The sequence below is a fragment of the Leucobacter sp. L43 genome, from assembly GCF_016597785.1.
Lineage (GTDB): Bacteria > Actinomycetota > Actinomycetes > Actinomycetales > Microbacteriaceae > Leucobacter > Leucobacter alluvii.
In genome coordinates this window covers 392,691-412,229 of record NZ_JAENJG010000003.1, presented here as the reverse complement: position 1 = coordinate 412,229, position 19,539 = coordinate 392,691, and the positions used below count along the sequence as shown (strand labels likewise).

Annotated in this window: 13 protein-coding genes and 1 pseudogene; 6 read left to right on the top strand and 8 right to left on the bottom strand. The window is 67.5% G+C overall.

Going from position 1 to position 19,539, the window contains the following annotated elements:
- Nucleotides 1-8: 8 nt before the first annotated feature.
- Both JE033_RS13920 and JE033_RS13915 read right to left on the bottom strand, forming a co-directional pair.
- Nucleotides 9-1,838 (bottom strand): S-layer homology domain-containing protein, encoded by a 1,830-nt coding sequence (locus JE033_RS13920; RefSeq protein WP_200332401.1) that lies wholly within the window; start codon nt 1,836-1,838, stop codon nt 9-11.
- Between the two features lie 64 nt (nt 1,839-1,902).
- Nucleotides 1,903-2,988 (bottom strand): acyltransferase, encoded by a 1,086-nt coding sequence (locus JE033_RS13915; RefSeq protein ID WP_200332399.1) that lies wholly within the window; start codon nt 2,986-2,988, stop codon nt 1,903-1,905.
- A 147-nt stretch (nt 2,989-3,135) separates the two neighbouring features.
- Here JE033_RS13915 and JE033_RS13910 point away from each other — a divergent pair, with 147 nt between their 5' ends.
- Nucleotides 3,136-5,274, top strand: coding sequence for an acyltransferase family protein (locus JE033_RS13910; RefSeq protein ID WP_200332397.1), 2,139 nt, complete (start codon nt 3,136-3,138; stop codon nt 5,272-5,274).
- A gap of 68 nt (nt 5,275-5,342) precedes the next feature.
- Here JE033_RS13910 and JE033_RS13905 read toward each other — a convergent pair whose 3' ends face one another.
- Nucleotides 5,343-8,969 (bottom strand): FG-GAP-like repeat-containing protein, encoded by a 3,627-nt coding sequence (locus JE033_RS13905; protein ID WP_200332395.1) that lies wholly within the window; start codon nt 8,967-8,969, stop codon nt 5,343-5,345.
- Between the two features lie 110 nt (nt 8,970-9,079).
- A complete protein-coding gene (locus JE033_RS13900; RefSeq protein WP_090151855.1) occupies nt 9,080-9,922 on the bottom strand; it encodes a glycosyltransferase in 843 nt (280 codons plus the stop codon).
- A gap of 314 nt (nt 9,923-10,236) precedes the next feature.
- On the opposite strand from JE033_RS13900, the gene JE033_RS13895 reads away from it, so the two are divergent.
- Complete coding sequence (locus JE033_RS13895) at nt 10,237-11,268, top strand: hypothetical protein (protein ID WP_200332393.1); 1,032 nt, start codon at nt 10,237-10,239, stop codon at nt 11,266-11,268.
- 62 nt (nt 11,269-11,330) lie between these two features.
- Here JE033_RS13895 and rlmB read toward each other — a convergent pair whose 3' ends face one another.
- The 3 genes from rlmB to phoU form a co-directional block, all read right to left on the bottom strand.
- Nucleotides 11,331-12,329, bottom strand: a complete 999-nt coding sequence (gene rlmB, locus JE033_RS13890) for a 23S rRNA (guanosine(2251)-2'-O)-methyltransferase RlmB (RefSeq protein ID WP_090151861.1) — start codon at nt 12,327-12,329, stop codon at nt 11,331-11,333.
- The gene (cysS, locus tag JE033_RS13885) at nt 12,326-13,780 is read right to left on the bottom strand and encodes a cysteine--tRNA ligase (protein ID WP_200332391.1); all 1,455 of its coding nucleotides are present in this window, start codon (nt 13,778-13,780) and stop codon (nt 12,326-12,328) included. Before cysS ends, rlmB begins: the two co-directional genes overlap by 4 nt.
- Nucleotides 13,781-13,912: 132 nt before the next feature.
- Complete coding sequence (gene phoU / locus JE033_RS13880; RefSeq protein ID WP_090151867.1) at nt 13,913-14,554, bottom strand: phosphate signaling complex protein PhoU; 642 nt, start codon at nt 14,552-14,554, stop codon at nt 13,913-13,915.
- 136 nt (nt 14,555-14,690) lie between these two features.
- Between phoU and JE033_RS13875 the strand changes: the two genes are divergently transcribed.
- Nucleotides 14,691-15,944: a cell wall metabolism sensor histidine kinase WalK gene (locus JE033_RS13875; RefSeq protein ID WP_200332389.1), complete on the top strand. Its 1,254-nt coding sequence runs from the start codon at nt 14,691-14,693 to the stop codon at nt 15,942-15,944.
- Nucleotides 15,944-16,639, top strand: a complete 696-nt coding sequence (locus tag JE033_RS13870) for a response regulator transcription factor (protein WP_090151872.1) — start codon at nt 15,944-15,946, stop codon at nt 16,637-16,639. The genes JE033_RS13875 and JE033_RS13870 overlap by 1 nt, the downstream gene beginning before the upstream one ends.
- 102 nt (nt 16,640-16,741) lie before the next feature.
- On the opposite strand, the gene JE033_RS13865 is transcribed toward JE033_RS13870, so the two are convergent.
- Nucleotides 16,742-17,359, bottom strand: a complete 618-nt coding sequence (locus tag JE033_RS13865) for a DNA modification methylase (protein ID WP_200332387.1) — start codon at nt 17,357-17,359, stop codon at nt 16,742-16,744.
- A 163-nt stretch (nt 17,360-17,522) separates the two neighbouring features.
- On the opposite strand from JE033_RS13865, the gene JE033_RS13860 reads away from it, so the two are divergent.
- Nucleotides 17,523-18,008 (top strand): CarD family transcriptional regulator, encoded by a 486-nt coding sequence (locus JE033_RS13860; protein WP_200332385.1) that lies wholly within the window; start codon nt 17,523-17,525, stop codon nt 18,006-18,008.
- Nucleotides 18,009-18,096: 88 nt separating this feature from the next.
- Nucleotides 18,097-19,379 (top strand): annotated as a pseudogene (gene ispD, locus JE033_RS14975) (2-C-methyl-D-erythritol 4-phosphate cytidylyltransferase).
- Nucleotides 19,380-19,539 lie beyond the last annotated feature (160 nt).

Sequence of the window (19,539 nt, the reverse complement as noted above, 5' to 3'; positions counted from 1 at the left end):
GTTTTCGCCTAGTGCTCGAGCCGGTAGATGAAGGCAGCCATCGCTTCGCGCGTCACGGAGTTCTTCGGTGCGTAGATGCGCGTGCCGCCCTGGTTGATTCCGGTCGTGTACCCGCGGGCGTACATCCAAGTGATCTCGTTGTAGAACTTGTCGCCGCGACGCATATCGGCGAACGGGGACTTCGCCGGTCCGGTGTACTTGCCGCCTTGGAGTCTATAAATGAACGCCGCCATCGCCTCTCGCGAGACTTGTGACTTCGGCGCGTAGATCCGTTGCGATCCCTGTTTGATGCCCGTCGAGTACCCCTTGGCGTACATCCAGGTGATCTCTCGGTAGAACTTGTCCCCGGGCTTCATATCGGCGAACGGAGACTTCGCGGGTGCCTTGTAGTTCGCACCTTCAAGGCGGTAGAGGAACGCCGCCATGGCCTCGCGGGTCACCGCGCCCTTCGGGCTGTACACAGTACGCCCGTCCGACGTCTTGATACCGGTACTCAGACCGGTCGCCGCCATCCATTCGATCTCCGTGTAGAACTTGGAGCCCGGCGGCACGTCCGGGAAGGCGGAGTTCGGCGAGCCGAACCACGACTTGTAGAACTGATAGAAGTTGCGATTGCCGTAGCTTGAGCAGGAGTCGCCCTCACCCCAGCCCGCATTCAGAGCGGCCTGGTTGGGCCGGTATGGGGTGTAGATGTAGAGCGCTGCAGTCGCATAATTCTCGATGTAGACGCGCGACGTTCCGCACCCGGCGTTCGGATGCCATTGGATCGTATTCGTCGCGTACGGGCGGTAGTTGTAGCTCGTCGGGTGCGCCTTGTAGACCTTCAGCTGCCAGGCGGCGCGGTACACCTGCTGCGGAAACCCCGTCTGGCTGGGATCGCAGTTCGCCGAGTTGTTCGGCCCGGAGTCCGGGCACGCGTACCCCATCGCATAGTTGAACTGGCGGATCGTCGGCCAGGTGTCGGTGATGAGGCTCTGCTCCTTCTCGAGCATCACCAGCAGCACGCGGGGGCTGATCCCGCACGCCTGTGAGACCTTCGCGATGATCGCGCCGGAAGACTCCTGGCTTCCGCCTCGATACGCCTTGCAGTACGCATTCGCCGCACGATTCGCGGTCGTCCACTTCGCCCCGTTCAAGCAGGACCACGCGAGCGTCGTATTGCCCCAGGGCGAACCCGGTGCTCGCCCCGGGTCGCCGATCGTGCAGCGCCCGATCTTCTGATTCAAGAATGTCTGGATCTGGGATCCCGACATCGAACCGCCGTTGTAGAAGTTCTGATCGGAGATGATGTAACCGGCGTTGAACCCGCTCGACAGCGACCTCGTGGAGAGAGATCGGCTGGAGCGCTCGGCGCCGAGGCTCTCATCGATCGCCTCTTCCGGGAGCTCCTCGACGTCGTCATCCGTTGCCTCTTCCTCGGGCGGCGTCGTCGGCGATGGGCCACTCGCATCCCCCTCGGCTGCAGCTTCCGCTCCGGCATCGACGCCGCCGTCCACCTGACCCGAAGCATCCGCACCACCTGCGTCGGCATCAGCTTCGCTTCCAGCATCTGCGCCGTCGCTCGAAGCCCCGCCTTGCGCAGTGCCCGCGCCCTCCGCGTTCTGAGCGGCACCCTCCGCGTCGGCGTCGGCCGTGGAGTTCGCTTCGGCGGTCGAGGTCGCCCCCTCGCTGCTCGCGCTCGATTCCGCCTCGGCCTGCGCTCCGGCATCTGAGCCGCCACTCGTGTCTGCGGCAGCCTCAACGGCGACGGGAGGTGACGTGGGGTCGGGTGCCGTGAAAGCCGGTCCGCCCTGTCCGATGAGCCCGAGGCTCAATCCCAGCACCAACGCACACTTCATCAACATATGTTCGACCCCGACATTCCTCTACTGTAAAGCGTCGGTCGCGAACTCAACAGGTTTCTCATGATGTCGCGTCGAACGAGCGCTGCAATCCGCGCCGCAGCCTCGGGCGTATCGGGCGCTCCACCCAGCGCTCGATGACGATCGCGAGCAGAAAGCTCACCGCGAACGCCGCGCCAACCGCTGCCCACTTTCCTGCCACCGGGTTCACGATTCCGATCATCCACCAGCCCCAGTACTCGTGCACCAGGTAGAGCGGATACGTGAGCGCCCCGGCATAGGTCATCCATGACCACCCGCGATGCTGCAACGGAGTCAACGTTACGGCAGCGACCAACCCGAAGATCCCGAGCACGAGAACGACTCCGACGTTCTCCGACAGCTGCACTCCGGTGTACTTCTGTGCTGAACCGAGTACGTCGAAGGTCACGGTCTGATGCGCGGCCAGACATACGTTGAAGAGCAGCAGCATCCACCGCAGGAGACTGTTCCCGCGGGAGTGCAGCAGGTAGAGGAGCATTCCGCCCGCGAACAGGGGCGCATACGCGGGAGAGAGCAGACTCGACAGGAACGCCGAATCCGAGGCATGAGCCAGAGCGCCGATCAGCGGCCAGAGAAAAGCGAACCAGTACACCTTCGCCTCGGTGAGCCGCACGCTGATCAGCAGCGCGATCATGATGTAGAACAGCAGCTCGATCCAGAGCGTCCAGTACACCCCATCGATATGCCGCACGCCGAAGGCCTTCTGCACCATGGTGAGGTTGACCAGAAACTCGGTGGCCGACACCTTGCGTTCGAACTGCGGCGCGATGACGACGAAGAGCAGTGTGGTCAGAATGACGCCCGCCCAGTATGCGGGGAACAGACGCGCCACACGGGCTGAGACGAACTGCCCCACGGTTCGTCCCTCAGCTGAGAGCAGGATCACGAAGCCGCTGATCACGAAGAACAGTTGGACTCCGAGAAACCCGTACGCCGTGAACTGAGAAACGAACTGGAACTTCTCCGACGGGACAGCGTCCCATTGATCGTTGAAGCGAGCGGTGTAGTGGTACAGCATGACCGCAACGGCGGCGCAGAGCCTCAGCAGATCCAAGAGGAGAAACCGGGGGCGACTCGCCACCGGGGCAACGGGAACGCTCGACATTCCACCCATAGTACTTCTGACTCAGACGAGAAACGGACGGCGCCGACCTTCGGCCACGAGCTACGAGGCGGAACCGCCCCTCCCCCGCCTTCCGGTAGTGTTGCGGTGCGAAACGAAGCCGACAACACGAATAGCGGTGCACTCACCATGACAGCGCAGGCCCCGCCCCAGCAGAAGCCGGGCCGGCTCGATACTCCGCGATATCGCGACGACATCGACGGTCTTCGCGCCGTCGCCGTGCTGCTCGTCGTCGTGTACCACGTCTGGCTCGGCCGGGTCTCGGGCGGGGTCGACGCGTTCCTGATGATCTCGGCGTTCCTGCTCACCGGCTCGCTGATGCGTCGGCTGGAGACGACGGGCCGAGTGCGGGTGGTGACGCAGTGGGTCCGCAACTTCAAGCGCATGCTCCCGGCGGCGGCGATCACGATCATCGCGACCGTGCTCGTCGGCCTCCTCGTGCTGCCGACGTCGGCTCACGACTCCCTCTGGCAGCACGCGCGAGCGTCAGTGCTCTACTTCGAGAACTGGTTGCTCGCCGCTGAATCCGTCGACTACTACGCCGATACGTCGCTCGCGAGCCCACTGCAGCACTTCTGGTCGCTGTCGGTGCAGGGCCAGGTCTTCATCGTCTGGCCGGTGCTATTTCTGCTCATCGCAGTGATCGCGCGGGTGCTGCGCGGCCGCGTCCGACCCCGGGTCGTCGCCTTCTCGGTATTCGGCCTCGTATTCGCCGCTTCGCTCACCTACTCGGTGATCACGACCGCGACCGAGCAGGCCTTCGCGTATTTCAACACCGGTGCGCGGCTCTGGGAGTTCGCGCTCGGCTCGATCCTCGCGCTCGTGCTGCACCGCCTCCACTTCGGAGTCATCGTTCGCGCCGTCCTCGGCTGGGCTGGCCTCGCCGCGCTCGTCGCGTGCGGCATGGTGCTCGACGTGCAATCGGGTTTCCCCGGCTATCTCGCGCTTTGGCCGGTCCTGAGCGTAGCTGCGGTGATCGTTTCCGGCAACGGTGAGGATCGGCGCTACGGTCCGGCGATGTTCCTCGAAACCGGCCCCGTGCTCGCACTCGGCAAGAGCTCGTACGCGCTGTACCTGGTGCACTGGCCGATCCTCGTCTTCGTGCTCGTCGCCCGTCAGGGAGAGCCGCTGAATTTCGTCGAGGGCTTGATCATCATCCTGCTCTCCATCGGCCTGGCGAACGTGCTCACACGGCTGGTCGACGCCCCGCTCCGTCGCATCGCGTGGCTCGATCGCTCGAATTGGCGGGGCATCGGGGTCATCGCGGTCTCGGTCGCCCTCGTCCTCGGGCCGGTGACGGGCCTGCAGGTGCAGGCAGAGCGCGCCGCCGCCGCCGAGCTCAGGGCGCTGGAGCAGGCGACGGAACGAGCACTCACCCTGCGCAATCCCGGCGCGGCCGTGCTGTTCGACAGTTGGGCGGACACCGACGCCGCAGGTGCGCAGACGGTCACCGCTCCCCGCCGCCCGCTCCCCGCAGAACTCAAGTATCAGTGGGGCACGCTCGCGCACGACTGCTCCGACGGCAGCCTGGTGCCGCTCCCCGACAGCGTCGAGGTCTGCTTCGACAATGGCGTTGACGCCTCCGAGGCGGAACGCACCGTCGTCGTCATCGGCAACTCCCACGCGCAGCAGATGCTCGAGCCGATCGAGCAGATCGCCGACGAGCAGAATTGGCAGGCGATCTCATTCCTCTACGCCGCGTGCGCGTTCGGCCTCCGAGACGTCGATGAGAGCCGAGGGATCTTCTACAGCCAGGAGTGCCGGGATTGGAACGAGGACGTGCTCGACGTCATCGAAGACCTCGACCCCGACGTCGTGATCACCATCGGAACAGAGACGGCCCCGGCCGACACGGACAGCCCGGCGAACGCTGGCAAGCGGGAGCGAACCCTCGACGGAGCGGAGCGCTCACTGGAACGACTCGATGAGGCCGGCATCCCCGTCGTACTGATCCGCGACAATCCGCGCTTCGCTTTCGACTCCTACCAGTGCGCCGAGCAGGCCGAGCGCCTCGCGGTGGACTGCTCCGTCACTCAGCGTCAAGCACTGGCCGCCACCAACCCCGCCGAGTCGCTGGTGGGCGCGAATGTCGCCACGATCGACCTCAGCGAGTACTACTGCCCGGATCGCACCTGCCCCGCGGTGATCGGCAACGTCAACGTGTACACCGACGACAATCACCTCAGTCTCGTCTACGCCGCCTCGCTCGCCCCAGTGCTCGGCCAGCAACTCCTCGACGCGCTCGACGGATTCAGCCGCTGGCGATAACGCCCGCGTGCGACGGCGCCGATAGGAGGCGTCGCGATTACCCGCGCTCGAGCCTGCAGAAACGGCGGCTACGGACGCGTCTCGAGACGGTACAGGAACGCGGCCATGGCCTCGCGCGAAACACCGGCCTGGTCCTTGTACAGCGGCTTCCCGCTCGGCTGGCGCGTGCCCGTGGAGAGGCCGGAGCTGTGCATCCAGGCGATCTCGCGATAGAACTTGTGGGACGGCGCGACGTCGGCGAACGGCGACACCGACGGCGCCGAGACGCCCTTCGGGGACTCCAGCCGGTACAAGAACGCCGCCATGGCTTCGCGTGACACCGACGACTGGGGTGCGAATGCACGACCTGATCCGGATCGGATGCCGGTCGAGAGACCCGAACCGTACATCCACGCGATCTCACGGTAGAACTTGTGCGAGGTGGGCACGTCGATGAACGGCGAGGTCTTCGGGGCCGCGTACGTCTTCGGAGCGCTGAGCCTGAAGAGGAAGGCCGCCATCGCCTCACGCGAGACTTCGTCGTTCGCCAAGTACTTCGGTTTGCCGGTCGCCTGCTTCACACCGGTGGACATGCCGGACGTGTGCATCCAGGCGATCTCGCGGTAGAACTTGTGCGTGGTCGACACATCGGCGAAGGGCGAGGCGGGCGGCAGCGGAGGCGTGCCGGGCACCTTGATCATCGACGACGTGCGCACCGCGGTCGTGTAACCGTGCTTCTTCCCGGTCACCGAGACGGAGATCCGCCTGCCGATGTCTCCGTTCGAGAGCTTGTACGTCGCCTGTGTCGCCCCGGAGATCGGATTGCCGTTGCGGTTCCACTGGTACGCCAGCTGCACCGGGCTCGGCCCCCAGGCGCCGGTGTCGGCGCGAAGGCTCGAGCCGGACTTCGCCGTTCCCGCCACCTTCGGCGTGATCGCCGTGAGTTGTCCGGGCGCTACGGTGGTTGCCGACGAAGCGGTCACCGACCGGGCATACCCGAACTTGCTGCTCGTCACTCTGAACGCGATCTGCTTGCCAGCATCGTCGGGCGTGAGCGTGTAGGTGAGCGACGTCGCCTGCGGGATCGCAGTGCCGTTCCGCAGCCACTGGTGCTTCTGCTGCACCGGTTTCGGTTGCGCAGCGGGAACCTTCGCACTGAGCTTCTCGCCGACCCGCGCCGTCCCGCCGACGCTCGGGCCGGCGCCCACGCTCAGGCGCCTCACGCTGACCGCACGAGGGTGGGCCGAGACAGACCAACCTCCCGCCGACTGGCCCATGCTCTGCAACTGCAACTTCGACGGCGCGAACCCGGATCCCGTGCTGAGTGAGACCCGCAGTCCGCCGGTGTCGAAGGCGACGACGTCGGCCTTGCCGTCGCCGTTGACGTCCGCGAGCATGCGCGGCTGCTTGTCGGAGCTCCAGGAGGACGACGCGAATTCACCCGTCCACTGCTGGATCGCTCCGAAACTCGAGCCCGTGTTGAGCGACACGACCACCTCATTTTGCGCGAAACCCACGAGATCCGGTCGGCCATCCCCGTTGACGTCCGCGAAGACCCTGGCGTTCCGTCCTGTGAGCCACGACGCGCTGATCCCGTACCCGCTTCGCCAGAGCACCGGCGACTTCAGACCGCTTCCCGTGTTCACCGAAACGTAGACGCCGTCACCTGCGAACCCGACCACATCAGGGCGCCCGTCGCCGTTCACGTCCACGAGCGTTCTCGGCGTCTGGCTCGGCGACCAGCCCGTCTGGCTCCCGAAGTACGTGCTCCACCGCTGGGCCGTCGCGAAACCGTTGCCGGCACTCAGGGCGACAAACACCCCGCCATCGTTGATGCCGACGACGTCAGCGCGGCCGTCGCCGTTCATGTCTTCGAGCCATCGCGGGTTCTCGTCGACCGCCCACCCCTTGTCGGTGCCGAAGCCCGCGTACCATCGCGAAGCCGGCTTGAAGCCCTTCCCGGTGCCCACCGCGACGTACACGCCATCGGTCGCGAACCCGACCACGTCGGGGATGCCGTCGCCCGTGACATCGGCCAGGGTTCGCGGATGCGCCTTCACCGACCATCCGGCTGCCGTGCCGAACCCGGCGAGCCACACCTTGGGTGTCGAGAAGCCCGAACCCGTGCTCGTCGACACGGTGACGCCCGCCTTCGCGAAGCCGACCACGTCGGCCTTGCCGTCGCCGTTCACGTCGACGAGGGTGCGCGGGTGCGCCGCCGTGTTCCAACCGTCCGCTGTGCCGAACCCGGCGACCCAGAGCTTGTCCGGCGCAAAGCCCGTTGCCGTGCGTGCGGAGACGTAGACGCCCTTCCCGCCGAAGCCGACAGCATCGGGCAGGCCGTCGCCCGTGACATCGGAGTTCCACGGAAGCAACTGCTGCGAATCGTCGAGGCCATCGCCGTCCAGGTCGGGCATCATCACCGCTGCGGTGGCGCTCGATTTCGCCGCCGAGGGTCGGTAGCGCGCTCGGGTGCCCGTCACCTCCACGGAGATCTTCGCGCCGTGGTCGGCGATCTTCGGGCGATACGTCTTGCTGGTCGCTCCCCCGATCACCGCACCATTGCGCAGCCACCGGTACGTGTAACTCGTCGCAGCCGGTGACCATCCCGATGCCGAGGCGGTGAGGGTGCCGTTGACCATCGGCACCCCGCTGATCGTCGCCTTCCCCGTCTTCGAGAACGGCGTGTACAGGTCTTTGATGTGGATGTAGCCCTGGAACTGTCTCGGGTGCACGACTCGCATGTTGTACGAGCCGCCCCAGCCGTAGTTGTACTCTTCGATCACGATGTTGCCGTCGCTCAGCACGTCGGCCACCCAGGCCACGTGACCGAATTCGGAGGCGTCGCGATAGTACGCGCCGCTCCACGCGACCGCACCCACTTCGGGGGTCGTGTCGACCGGGATGCCGACCTTTCGCGCGGAATCTCCCCACTCGCCCGCGTTGCCCCAGGCCCACAGGCCCATGTACTGATTCGAGAACGGCACTCCGTTCGCCGAATTCAGGCGCCACGCGACGAACGAGGTGCACTGCCGGTAGGCGAAGTTCCACTCGTCCCAGATGTAGCGCGGATCGTTCGGCCAGGGAAGGTTGCGGTACTTCGCCGGATAGTTGTCGCCGATCAGCGCGCGTGCCGAGAGGCTGTGCGCATCGAGTGAGGTCTCTCGTTCCATCGCCGGGTGATCCTCCGGCCACGGGGAGTCGGAGGCGATGCCGCCGTTCGCGCCACGGGGGCCCTCTCCATCCGCTTGCGCGCCCACTGCCTCATCGGCGCTGTCAGCGCCCGCCGTGCGGCTTCCGTCCGCGCCGACGCCCGATGCCGTCGCGTCGGCGTTCGCACCGATGCCCGCGGTCGCGTCCGCGGCAGCACCCGTTTCCGCGTCACCCGCCGCGGCAGCATCGGCGTCGCTCGTCGCGCCAGCACCCGCACCGGGTCCTCCGTCGGAGCCCCCCGCAGCACTGACATCGGCTGCGGAGGCATCACCAGCAGCATCGGCTGCGGTCTCGCCCTCGGGCGGGGTCTGCGTGGTCGGATCGACGTCGACCGAGGCGTCGGCCTCGGTGCGTGCGGCCCCCGTCCCAACCGCCTCGGCGGGGGCCGCCGGGGTCACCGCGGGCAGCGAGAGCATCATGGCTGCGGCGAGTGCCAACACCGAGGTGCGCCGAAACCGCGCGATGCGCGTCGCGCGCTGTGCAGACCGAACGGCACTCCCCATCGTCGCCTCCTGACGAGAGGCGCACCGCCTAGGCCGCCCCAGCGCCGGGACCCCACCCGGCAGGAGATAAATGTAGCATCCGCTGCATGCAGGGCATCACCCCGAAATCGTTACGCGCGATCCCCGGGAAGCCCTCGGCTGATCAGGCGCCTGAACAGCACGCGCTTCACTCCCGCGGGCAGCAGGCGGTACGCGCCCTTCATCGCGACGTTGCGCGCGTACTGCGGCACGGTCACGAAGCCCATGCGCAACAGCTCCCGCTGCAACTTCCACTCGGTGCGGGCTTCGCGCCATCCGCCGCGGCGCGCGAACGAGCCGGAGCCGACGCGATACCGCAGCAGCGGCTCCGCGATGTTCTCGACGCGCGCCCCCGAGTCGATGAGGCGCACACCGAGCCAATAGTCTTCCATTCGCCCGAAGGGCTCGTACCGACCGATCCGCTCCAGCGCCGAGACGCGGTACATCATCGTCGGGTGGTTGAACGGGTTGTGGGTGCGCGCGTGCTCCCGGATGCGGGCGGCACCGACGGGCGGGGTGCGGACGGAGGCCGGGCGATCCGGATCGGACTCGAACTCCGCCATCCCCGTGCCCACCAGGTCGAATCCCGCCTCGATCAGCTCCCACTGCCGGGCGAAGCGCTCGGGCACGGAGACGTCGTCGGCGTCCATGCGGGCGATGACCGGATGACTGACGGCGTCGAGCCCGCGATTGAGCGCTTCGGCAAGGCCGAGGTTCTCGGGGAGGCGCACGAGCCGAACGGGAATGGGGCTCTCGGCCGCGATGCGGTCGAGTTCGGCCGCGAGCGCGTCGGGCACCGGCCCGTCTTGCACGATCACGGCCTCGGCCGGACTCAGCGTCTGCTCCCCCACCGAGCTTCGGAACGCGGTTCGCACGAATGCGGGATCGTCACCGGCGTACACCGGGAGGAGCAGGGAGAAATCGGCGGTCGGCACGACGCCAGCCTAGCGCGCGGCGTTCACCGGGCCCCTGGCCCCGGGCCCTGCCCCTTGCTCCTCCTGCTCCCCTTGCCCCCTTCCCTCCACCCCCGTGAGCGGTCAGTAAGGTGCACCAAACCCGCGGATCGTGCACTTTACTGACCGCTCACGCGGGGCGCGGGTGCACGGGCTCCGACAACCGCACGGGAAGGGAAGGGCAGGGCAGCGCGTTTGCTTCGCTCACAGGGGCCCGCGAACGCCTTGGGCGCCGGGTTCTTCAGAGATCGAGCACCACTCCTGATTGAGCGAACACCGAACGACAGACTGAATGCATGGCACGGCCCCACGCACCGCTTCCCGAGTGTTTGGGGGCGACGTTCACCACCTCGGAAGCGCGCGCTGCCGGTGTCTCGTCGCGGCGTCTGGCCGGTCCCGATATCGAACGAGTCGTGCGCGGCGTGTACCGCCGCATCGACTTCGGTGCGGGCGATGCATCAGACCTCCATCCTGCGGAGCGCTGGCGCCAGCTGCAGTTCACGAAAGCTTGCGCAATGTTGAGGGCGCTTTCCCACGGCCAGTACTTCAGTCACGCCACCGCAGCCGTGATCCTCGGGCTGCCCGTGCCGCACCGTGCGGACAACGACATCGATGCGGCCTGCAGCGCCGACCGATGGGTGTCGCGGGCCCCCGGGGTGCGCAGTCATCGTCTCGCGCCGGGCCTCGTGCGCGTGGGTATCGCTCGCGGCCTTCCGACTGCGTCGCCCGCAGACGTCTGGGCAATGCTCGGCGACGAGCTTTCGCTCCCCGACCTCGTCGCCCTCGGCGACGCCGTGATCCGCCGCCCGCGCATTCCCGGAACGCAGCGGCTCGAGCGCGCACCGCTCGCGACGCTCGCCGACCTCGAGGCGGTGATCACCGCGATGCGCCGCCGCGGCAACACGGCACTGCGCCAGGCGCTTCCGCTCCTGGTCACCGGCAGCGCCTCAGCCCCCGAGAGCCACCTGCGCCTCAAGCTGCACGAGTGGGGCCTGCCGCAACCCGAGCTCGACGTCGACGTGTACAACGCGGCCGGTCGCCTACTCGGCGCCAGCGAACTCGCGTATCCGCAGTACAAGATCGCCCTCGAATACGAGGGGTCGCACCATCGCGTGCACGCAGCCCAGTGGAACCGCGATATCGACAAGTACCACGCGTATGAGAGCGCGGGTTGGCGGGCGATCCGAATCACGGGATCGCTGCAGTACGGTCGCGCGCTCGTGCTCCGTTCGCGCGTGGAATCGGCGCTGCGCGACCGCGGTTGGACCCCAATGACGCGCGACCGGTCAGTAACGTGCACCAAACCCGCGAATAGTGCACGTTACTGACCGCTCACCGGAGGCACGAGGCGCCCGGGTGAAAGTGACCGCTCACGGGGGCGCGACGCGGCTTACGCTCCGGCGCGCTCGGCGCGGAGACGAGCGATCTCGTAGAGCGAGACGCTCGCGGCGATGCCCGCGTTCAACGATTCAGTTGCCGACGAGATCGGGATCGACACGACCGCGTCGCACGTCTCGGTGACCAGACGGGAGAGCCCCTTGCCTTCGCTGCCGACCACGACGACGACCGGGCGATCCGCCAGCTCGAGACCGGGCAGCGACACCTCGCCGTCACCGTCGAGCCCGACGACGAACACGCCCTGCTTCTTGAACTCCTTGAGCGTCTGCGTCAGGTTCGACGCCATCGCGACGGGCACGCGCGCTGCCGCGCCCGCCGACGTCTTCCACGCCGCCGAGTTCAGACTCGCCGAACGCCGCTGCGGCACGATGACCGCGTGTCCGCCGAACGCGGCGACCGAACGAATGATGGCACCGAGGTTGCGGGGGTCGGTCACACCGTCGAGGGCGACGAACAGCGGTGTCTCGCCGCGATCGATCACCTCGTCGAGCACCTCCATCGGGTGCGCGTGCTCCAGCGGCGGCACCTTGAGCACGACGCCCTGATGCACGGTGTCGCGCTCGACCATGCGGTCCATCTCGGGGCGCATGATCTCGAGCACGGCGAGGCCGCGGTTCGTCGCGTTGCGCAGGATCTCGCGCATGCGATCGTCCATCTCGACGCGCGCCGCGATGTAGAGCGTGGTGGCAGGAATCTTCGCCCGCAGCGCCTCGAGCACGGCGTTGCGGCCGGTGACGAGTTCGCTCTCGTCCTTCTTGTTGCGGCCACCGCGCTCGGCCGGGCGGCCGGTGCGCTCGGTGTACCGGGCCTTCGCGGCGTCGTAGCGCTCGCGGGCCTTCTTCTCTTTGTACTTGGCGTGGTACTCGCGGTCTTCGGCGCGCGGCGTGGGGCCGCGACCCTCGAGCGCCTGGCGCCCTTGACCACCCGAACCGACGGCCTTGCCGAGGCCCTTCTTGCGTACGGCGCCAGTGCGGCTCTTCTTATTCGTCATGTCAGGCTCCAGCGGGGTCCGTTCGGGGTGTCTTCGAGCGCGATGCCGGCTGACAGCAACCGGTCGCGGATCGCGTCGCTCGTAGCGAAGTCTTTATCGGCGCGCGCCCGGGTGCGCTGTGCGAGGAGGTCATCGACCAGGGTGCCGAGTGCGGACTCGGCGTTGCTCGTGTCGGCGTTGCTCGCAGCCCAGTGCGGGTCGCGCGGATGCAAGCCGAGAACGTCAAGCATACGCGAGACTTCGCCGCCGTGGTGTGTCGCGAGCTGAGCATCGCCCTCCGCCAGCGCCGAGTTGCCGGCGCGCACCGCGTCATGCACTGCGGCGAGGGCCTGCGGGATCGCGAAGTCGTCGAGCATCGCAGCGACGAACGCAGCGGGAAGGCGGTCGGCGGCGCTGCCCGCATCGGAGTCCCCGGTCGTCGTGTCGAAGCCGGGCAGCTCCGCCACCCGCTCGAGGAATCCCTCGATGCGCGAGAACGCCGTTTCGGCTTCGGCGAGTGACGTCTCCGAGAATTCGAGCACCGAGCGATAATGCGCCGAGCCGAGGAAATAGCGCAGCACGATGGGGCGCGCCTGCGCGAGCAGGTCTTCGGCGAACAGCGAGTTGCCGAGCGACTTCGACATCTTCTGGCCGCCCGTGTTCACGAGGCCGTTGTGAATCCAGTGCCGCGCGAAGGGGTGGCCCGCTGCCTGCGACTGCGCGAGCTCGTTCTCGTGGTGCGGGAAGCGCAGGTCGAGCCCGCCGCCGTGGATGTCGAACTCCTCACCCAGGTAGCGCGTCGCCATCGCCGAGCACTCAATGTGCCAGCCCGGCCGTCCGAAACCCCACGGCGACGGCCACGCCGCCGTCAGCGGTTCGCCGTCGTGGTGCGCCTTCCACAGCGCGAAGTCGCGGGGGTCGCGCTTGCCGACCGGCTCGGAGTCTGCGGCGTCCTCCATCTGATCGCGCTGCTGCCGTGTGAGGGCGCCGTAGTCGGGCCAACTCGCCGTGTCGAAGTAGACGCTCGCAGAGCCGTCCGCTGCCGCGTATGCGTGACCGCGCTCGATCAGCAGCTCGATGAGCTCGACCATCTCGCGAATGTTGGCCGTCGCGCGCGGTTCGTAGGTGGGTGCCTGCACGCCGATCGCGTCGTACGCAGCGGAGAAGACCCGCTCGACGCGGTAGGCCAGCGCCCACCACTCCTCGCTCGAGCCCTGCTCCGCCTGTGCGAGCCGCGCATTGTCGAGAATCTTGTCGTCGATGTCGGTGACGTTGCGTATGAGGGTGACGTCGTGCCCGGTCGCAGCGAACCACCGCCGCATCTGGTCGTAGACCAGTGCGCTGCGGAGGTGCCCGATGTGGGGCGCGGACTGCACGGTCGGGCCGCACACGTAGAGACCGACCCTGCCGGCTTCGAGCGGGATGAAGTCGACGATCGCCTGCGCGCGCGAGTCGTAGATGCGTTGAGTCACGGGTATCAGCCTACCGCCGGTGCTCCCGAGCGGCCCGCTGCCGTCGCACGGCAGCCGTGTGCTGGGCCCGCCGTAGAAGCGACTGCGCCCCGCCCGGCGCAGAGCCGAACGGGGCACGGATGATAACGGGTCTCAGTCGAGCGAGCCGCTGATGAAGTACTGGATCTGACGTGCGATACCGACGGCATGATCGCCGAAGCGCTCGTGATACCGGCTCGCGAGCGTCGAATCGACCACGTTCGCCGGGGTCTCGGCGAGGTTGTCGCTGAGCACCTTCTCGAACACCTTCGCGTGGAGCTCGTCGAGATCATCGTCCAGGTCGCGCACCTCGGCGATAATGCGGGGCTCCTGCGTGCGCAGCAGATCGACGATCTTCCTCGCCATCTCCACATCGAGCGCTCCCATGCGGGCGAACGTCTTGGTGAGCCCCGCGGGGATCGCGCTCTCGGGGTACCGGTAGCGGGCGAGCTGGGCGATGTGCTGCGCCAGGTCGGCCATGCGCTCGAGCGACGCACTCATGCGCAACGACCCCACCATCAGGCGCAGATCGGAGGCGACCGGCTGCTGGCGGGCCAGGATGTCGATGGTCAGCTGATCGAGCTCGGCGGCCAGGATCTCGATCTCGTCGACGCGGTCGATGACCTTCTCGGCGATCGCGACGTCCGAGCTGCCGAAGGCGGTAGTCGCCTCGGTGATGGCCTGCTCGACCAGTTCGGCGATCAGTACCAGGCGATCTTGCACATCGCGAAGCGACTGCTGAAAGACCTCACGCATGGGGTTTCCTCTCTGTCTGCGCAGACGCGCAACCTCAACCAGTTTGGGCGGGACCGATGAACCACGGCGCACCAACAGGTAAACAACAGTTGAACTCTGGGGTCCCGACTCTGTGCGCGCATCTACGATGAGAGACATGGACCCGACCCTGCTCGTACTCGCTGCGACAGCACTCGGCATACTCATCGGCGTAGGCACCACCCTAGCAATCGTGGGAGCTCGCGCGGCAGGGGTTCGGCGGGCCAAGGAGATGCGACCGGAACTGCCGGAGGTGGCGACCGCGATCCTCGACGAAGTCGACACCTTCGCCGTGATACTCGACTCGGCCCTCGCGCCGGTCTACGTCAACCCGGTCGCCCGCCAGGAGCGGCACCTGAGCGACGACGAGCTGATGGACACCGAGTTCCTCGCTCGCGTGCGCCGGGTGATGTCGTCGGGCATCCCCGACACGCACGATCCCGACCCCAGCGATCCGTCGGACACCGTGCGCATCCACATCGTGCGCCTGCAGCAGCGCTTCGTGGTGATCCTCGCCGAGGACATGGGCGAGGAGCAGCGCGTCAACGCGATGCGCCGCGATTTCATCGCGAACGTGAGTCACGAACTGAAGACGCCGATCGCGGCGATCGGGCTCCTCTCCGAAGCGGTGCAGGAGGCCGCCGACGAGCCGGTGCTGGTGCGAGACTTCGCGAAGAGCCTGGTGAAGGAATCCCGCCGGCTCGGCGAGCTCTCCCGCGACATCATCCAGCTCTCCGAAGCCCAGTCGACGTTGCGTCCGGAGGATCGCGAGTCGGTCTCGTTGATCGACCTCGTGCGCGCGGAGGTCGAGACCCACCGCGCCTTCGCGGAGCAGCACCGGGTCGACCTCGTCATCACGGCGGACAACTCGAAGGACCGCGATGCGGTGATCCTCGGCCGCCCGACCTCGCTCAGCTCGGCCGTCGCCAATCTGCTCAGCAACGCCATTCGGCACTCCCCCGAGGGCGGACGCGTCGGCGTCGGCATGGCACGGGAGAAGAACCGCTTCGTCGTCACGGTGACCGACCAGGGCGAGGGCATCCCGTCAGAGCACCTCCCCCGCATCTTCGAACGCTTCTACCGGGTCGACGGGGCGCGCACCCGCGTCGACGGCGGCACGGGTCTGGGCCTCAGCATCGCGCGGCACACCATGCGGGCGCACGGCGGCGACGTCGACGTGTGGTCGCAGCAGGGCGTCGGATCGAGCTTCACGCTGACCTTCCCGCTGCAGCTCGAGAACGATCCGACGAAGAGCGCGAAGCGCGTCAAGAAGGCGAAGCGCGCGTTCAAGACGGCCGTGCGCGCGAACGAGGCGGCCCGCACCATTCCACCGGTTCCCACGGAGCCGGACCATGAGAAGGGACCACAGTAGTGGCACAACACATCCTGCTCGTCGAAGACGAGGAGTCGATCTCCCGGCCGCTCTCCTTCTTGCTCGAGCGCGAGGGATACCGGGTCACGGTCGTCGACGACGGCGCCGAAGCGGTCACGACCTTCGCAGCCGCACAGCCCGACCTCGTGCTGCTCGACCTGATGCTGCCCAGCCTGCCCGGCACGGAAGTCTGCCGCGCGATCCGCCAGACCTCGCAGGTGCCGGTGATCATGCTCACCGCGAAAGACAGCGAGATCGACATCGTGGTGGGCCTCGAGCTCGGCGCCGACGACTACATCACGAAGCCGTACTCGACCCGCGAGCTGCTCGCCCGCGTGCGGGCGGCGCTGCGGCGCTCGGGATCCGCCGAAGAGGAACGCGTCGACGACTTCGACGCCCTCGTACTCGACGAGCTCGGCGTGCGCCTCGACTCGGAGCGGCACGCGGTCGCCGTGCGCGGCGAGGAGATCTCGATGCCGTTGCGCGAATTCGAACTGCTCGAGATGCTCATGCGTCACGCCGGTCGCGTACTCACCCGCGGTCAGCTCATCGACCGCGTCTGGGGCAGCAACTACTACGGCGACACGAAGACCCTCGACGTGCACATCAAGCGCATCCGCGCCCGGATCGAGGAGGAACCCTCGAAGCCGAAGCTCATCTCCACCGTGCGCGGGGTCGGGTACCGCTTCGGGTAGCCGGCGACGCAGGCGCGCGACGCATGAGAAAGCCCCCGCGATCCTGACGGACCCGGGGGCTTCTTCGAACGACGGCTCGGAGTCGGTCGACTCAGCGCCGGACTACTCGGAGTCGGTCTCCCCGGCGGCGGCTTCCTCGTCGGTCACATCGTCGCCGATCTTCGACTGATCAGCGATCTCGTCGGCCTCGGTGATCTTCTCGCCCACGGTGCTGTCTTCACTCTTGCTCGCGGTGAAGTCTGCCGGGAGTACGTACTTGCGGTACTCCTCGAGCGTGCCGTCCAGCACGGGCACCTTGTAGGGAACCTCAGCGGCGCCCGCGACCTGGAAGTACGCCTCGATCGTCGCGCCGACCTCGAGCCCGTCGATGGACACAAGCACGGGGGTCTCCTCGCCCTCGGGATCACCGAAGAGCGTGTTGCCCGTCGGCACCTCGAAATCGGCGCTCGCCTGCTGCGATCCGGAGCCCATGAACGTGATCGTGAGATCCTGCGGCTCGCCGCTGCGGTTCACCGCACCGAAGACCACGTTGAAGTTGTCGCCCGACTCGTCCGCGACGAGCATGATGTTGCGCACATCGACGGGGCCGGCATCGACGTTCACTCCGTCGCTCGGACCGTAAGGGGTTGCGGTGGCGATCGGAGCGACGAGGCTGCAGCCGGTCGCGCCGAGCACGATGGCCGCCGCAACAGCGACGGTCGAGGCGATCCGAGTCTTCAAGGTGGTCCTCCGAGCCGTATGGTGATCCGCGATGTGCGCGCTGAATCACAAGCGCACAGTTGAGATCATCTTATCGGCGGCATCGCCGGCCTGCAGCTTAGGCTCTCCTAACTTCAGCGGCGCGCTGTGATATTCTGGACCCGGATCGTGAAGGAGCCGTTCGATGCAATTCGAGGTCGGAGAAACCGTCGTGTACCCCCACCACGGTGCTGCGAAAATCATCGATGTCAAGCAGCGCAAGATCGGTGGCCGAGAGCAGACGTTCTTGAAGCTGCGGGTCAGCGAAGACAATCTCACGATCGAGGTTCCCGCGGAGAACTGCGAGCTCGTCGGCGTCCGCGACGTCATCGACCGAGCGGGACTCGAGCGGGTGTTCGACGTCCTTCGCGCTCCCTTCACCGAGGAGCCGACGAACTGGTCGAGGCGCTACAAGGCGAACCTCGAGAAGCTCGCGTCGGGCGACGTGCTCAAGGTGTCGGAGGTGGTGCGCGACCTGTGGCGCCGCGACCGCGACATCCGCGCGCTCTCCGCGGGCGAGAAGCGCATGCTCGCCAAGGCGCGCCAAATTCTCGTCTCCGAGATCGCGCTCGCCGAGAAGACCGACGAGCTGCAGGCCGGTTCGCTCGTCGACGAGGTACTCGCCTCCTAGGCCTCGCCGCCTTCCCTCCGGCCGAGCAGAGCCGAGCCCGTCACCCCGAGCGCTACGCCTCGGGTCTCCTCGCGAGTAGCCTGGGCGCATGAGCAGCTCAGCTTTTCTCACCGAAGCGGACGACGCCGTTCCGCACCCGCTCGCGACACTGGGGGTCGTACTCGTCGGTGCGGGCAGCGGGCAGCGCCTCGGCGCGGCGCAGCCGAAGGCGTTCTTCGAGTTGCACGGCCGCCCGCTGATCGAGTTCGGCATCGGCGTCGTCACCTCGCTTCCGCACGCCGGGCACCTCGTGGTCGTGGTACCGGAGACCCATGCGGCCCAGACGCTCGACCTCGTTGAGCAGGTGCTGCCCGATCGCTCCCGGTGGGAGGTGTCCGTGGTCCCCGGCGGCCGGGAGCGCTACGAATCCGTGCGATTCGGCCTCGACGCGCTGCCCGAATCGATCGACACGGTACTCGTGCACGATGCGGCGCGTCCGTTCGCCAGCGTCGGCCTGTTCGAGCGCGTGATCGCCGAAGTGCGGGCGACGGGAGACGGCATCGTGCCGGCACTCCGCGTCACCGACACCCTGAAGCGGGTCGATGCCGACGGCCTCGTCCACGAGACGGTGGATCGCGATGCGCTCGTCGGGGTGCAGACTCCGCAGGGGTTCCCCCGCGAGGTGCTGGCTGCAGCGTACGCCGATGCCGAGCTGCAGAGCGATCCCCCGACGGATGATGCGGCCGTGGTGCAGCGCGGCGGCGGACGGGTGCGGACGGTGCCGGGCGAGCTGCGCGCTCACAAGCTCACGACGCCCGATGACATCGCGATCCTCGAGCATTTTCTGGCGGCGAACATCGCGGGGTTGGAGACTGAGCAGTGATTCGCGTCGGCACGGGATTCGACGTGCACGCGTACGCCGACGCCGACGCCGAGGCTGCAGCGGACGGCCAGAGCCGCGCCGAACCCGTGCTGCGACTCGCCGGCCTCGATTGGCCGGGCGAGCCGGAGCTCGCAGGCCACAGCGACGGCGACGCGGTCTGCCACGCGGTGGTCGACGCCCTGCTGTCGGCTGCCGGCCTCGGTGATATCGGCGGGCTGGTCGGAGTCGACGAGCCGGGCACGGCCGGGGCGGCGAGCACGGGATTCGTGACGACGGCCCTCGAACAGCTCGCGTCGAAGGGCTGGTCGCCGGTGAACGTGTCCGTGCAGATCGTCGGCAATCGGCCGCGGTTCGCACCACGACGCGACGAGGCCCAGCTCGTGATGTCGGAACTCGTCGGGGCTCCCGTCACCCTCTCCGCAACGACCACCGATCACCTCGGCTTCACGGGCCGTGGCGAGGGCCTCGCGGTCATCGCGACGGCGCTCATCGCACGCGCCGACGCCTGAGCGCGAGCAGGCCGGGAGCCGCGGCCCTGCGCCTCGCTCCCCCGTATGCCTGCCTGCGCGCTTGCCGACCCCCTGCGCGTTGTCGGGCCGGCGAGAGCGCGATTCAGCACCGATGGCTCGCACGACTCAGCACAAAGTGCGCTCTCGAGGGACCGAGCGC

Excerpts from the sequence above, each read along its gene's own strand:
- JE033_RS13920 (WP_200332401.1), bottom strand. The coding sequence starts at position 1,838 with ATGAAGTGTGCGTTGGTGCTGGGATTGAGCCTCGGGCTCATCGGACAG.
- JE033_RS13915 (WP_200332399.1), bottom strand. The coding sequence starts at position 2,988 with ATGTCGAGCGTTCCCGTTGCCCCGGTGGCGAGTCGCCCCCGGTTTCTC.
- JE033_RS13910 (WP_200332397.1), top strand. The coding sequence starts at position 3,136 with ATGACAGCGCAGGCCCCGCCCCAGCAGAAGCCGGGCCGGCTCGATACT.
- JE033_RS13905 (WP_200332395.1), bottom strand. The coding sequence starts at position 8,969 with ATGGGGAGTGCCGTTCGGTCTGCACAGCGCGCGACGCGCATCGCGCGG.
- JE033_RS13895 (WP_200332393.1), top strand. The coding sequence starts at position 10,237 with ATGGCACGGCCCCACGCACCGCTTCCCGAGTGTTTGGGGGCGACGTTC.
- rlmB (WP_090151861.1), bottom strand. The coding sequence starts at position 12,329 with ATGACGAATAAGAAGAGCCGCACTGGCGCCGTACGCAAGAAGGGCCTC.
- phoU (WP_090151867.1), bottom strand. The coding sequence starts at position 14,554 with ATGCGTGAGGTCTTTCAGCAGTCGCTTCGCGATGTGCAAGATCGCCTG.
- JE033_RS13875 (WP_200332389.1), top strand. The coding sequence starts at position 14,691 with ATGGACCCGACCCTGCTCGTACTCGCTGCGACAGCACTCGGCATACTC.
- JE033_RS13860 (WP_200332385.1), top strand. The coding sequence starts at position 17,523 with ATGCAATTCGAGGTCGGAGAAACCGTCGTGTACCCCCACCACGGTGCT.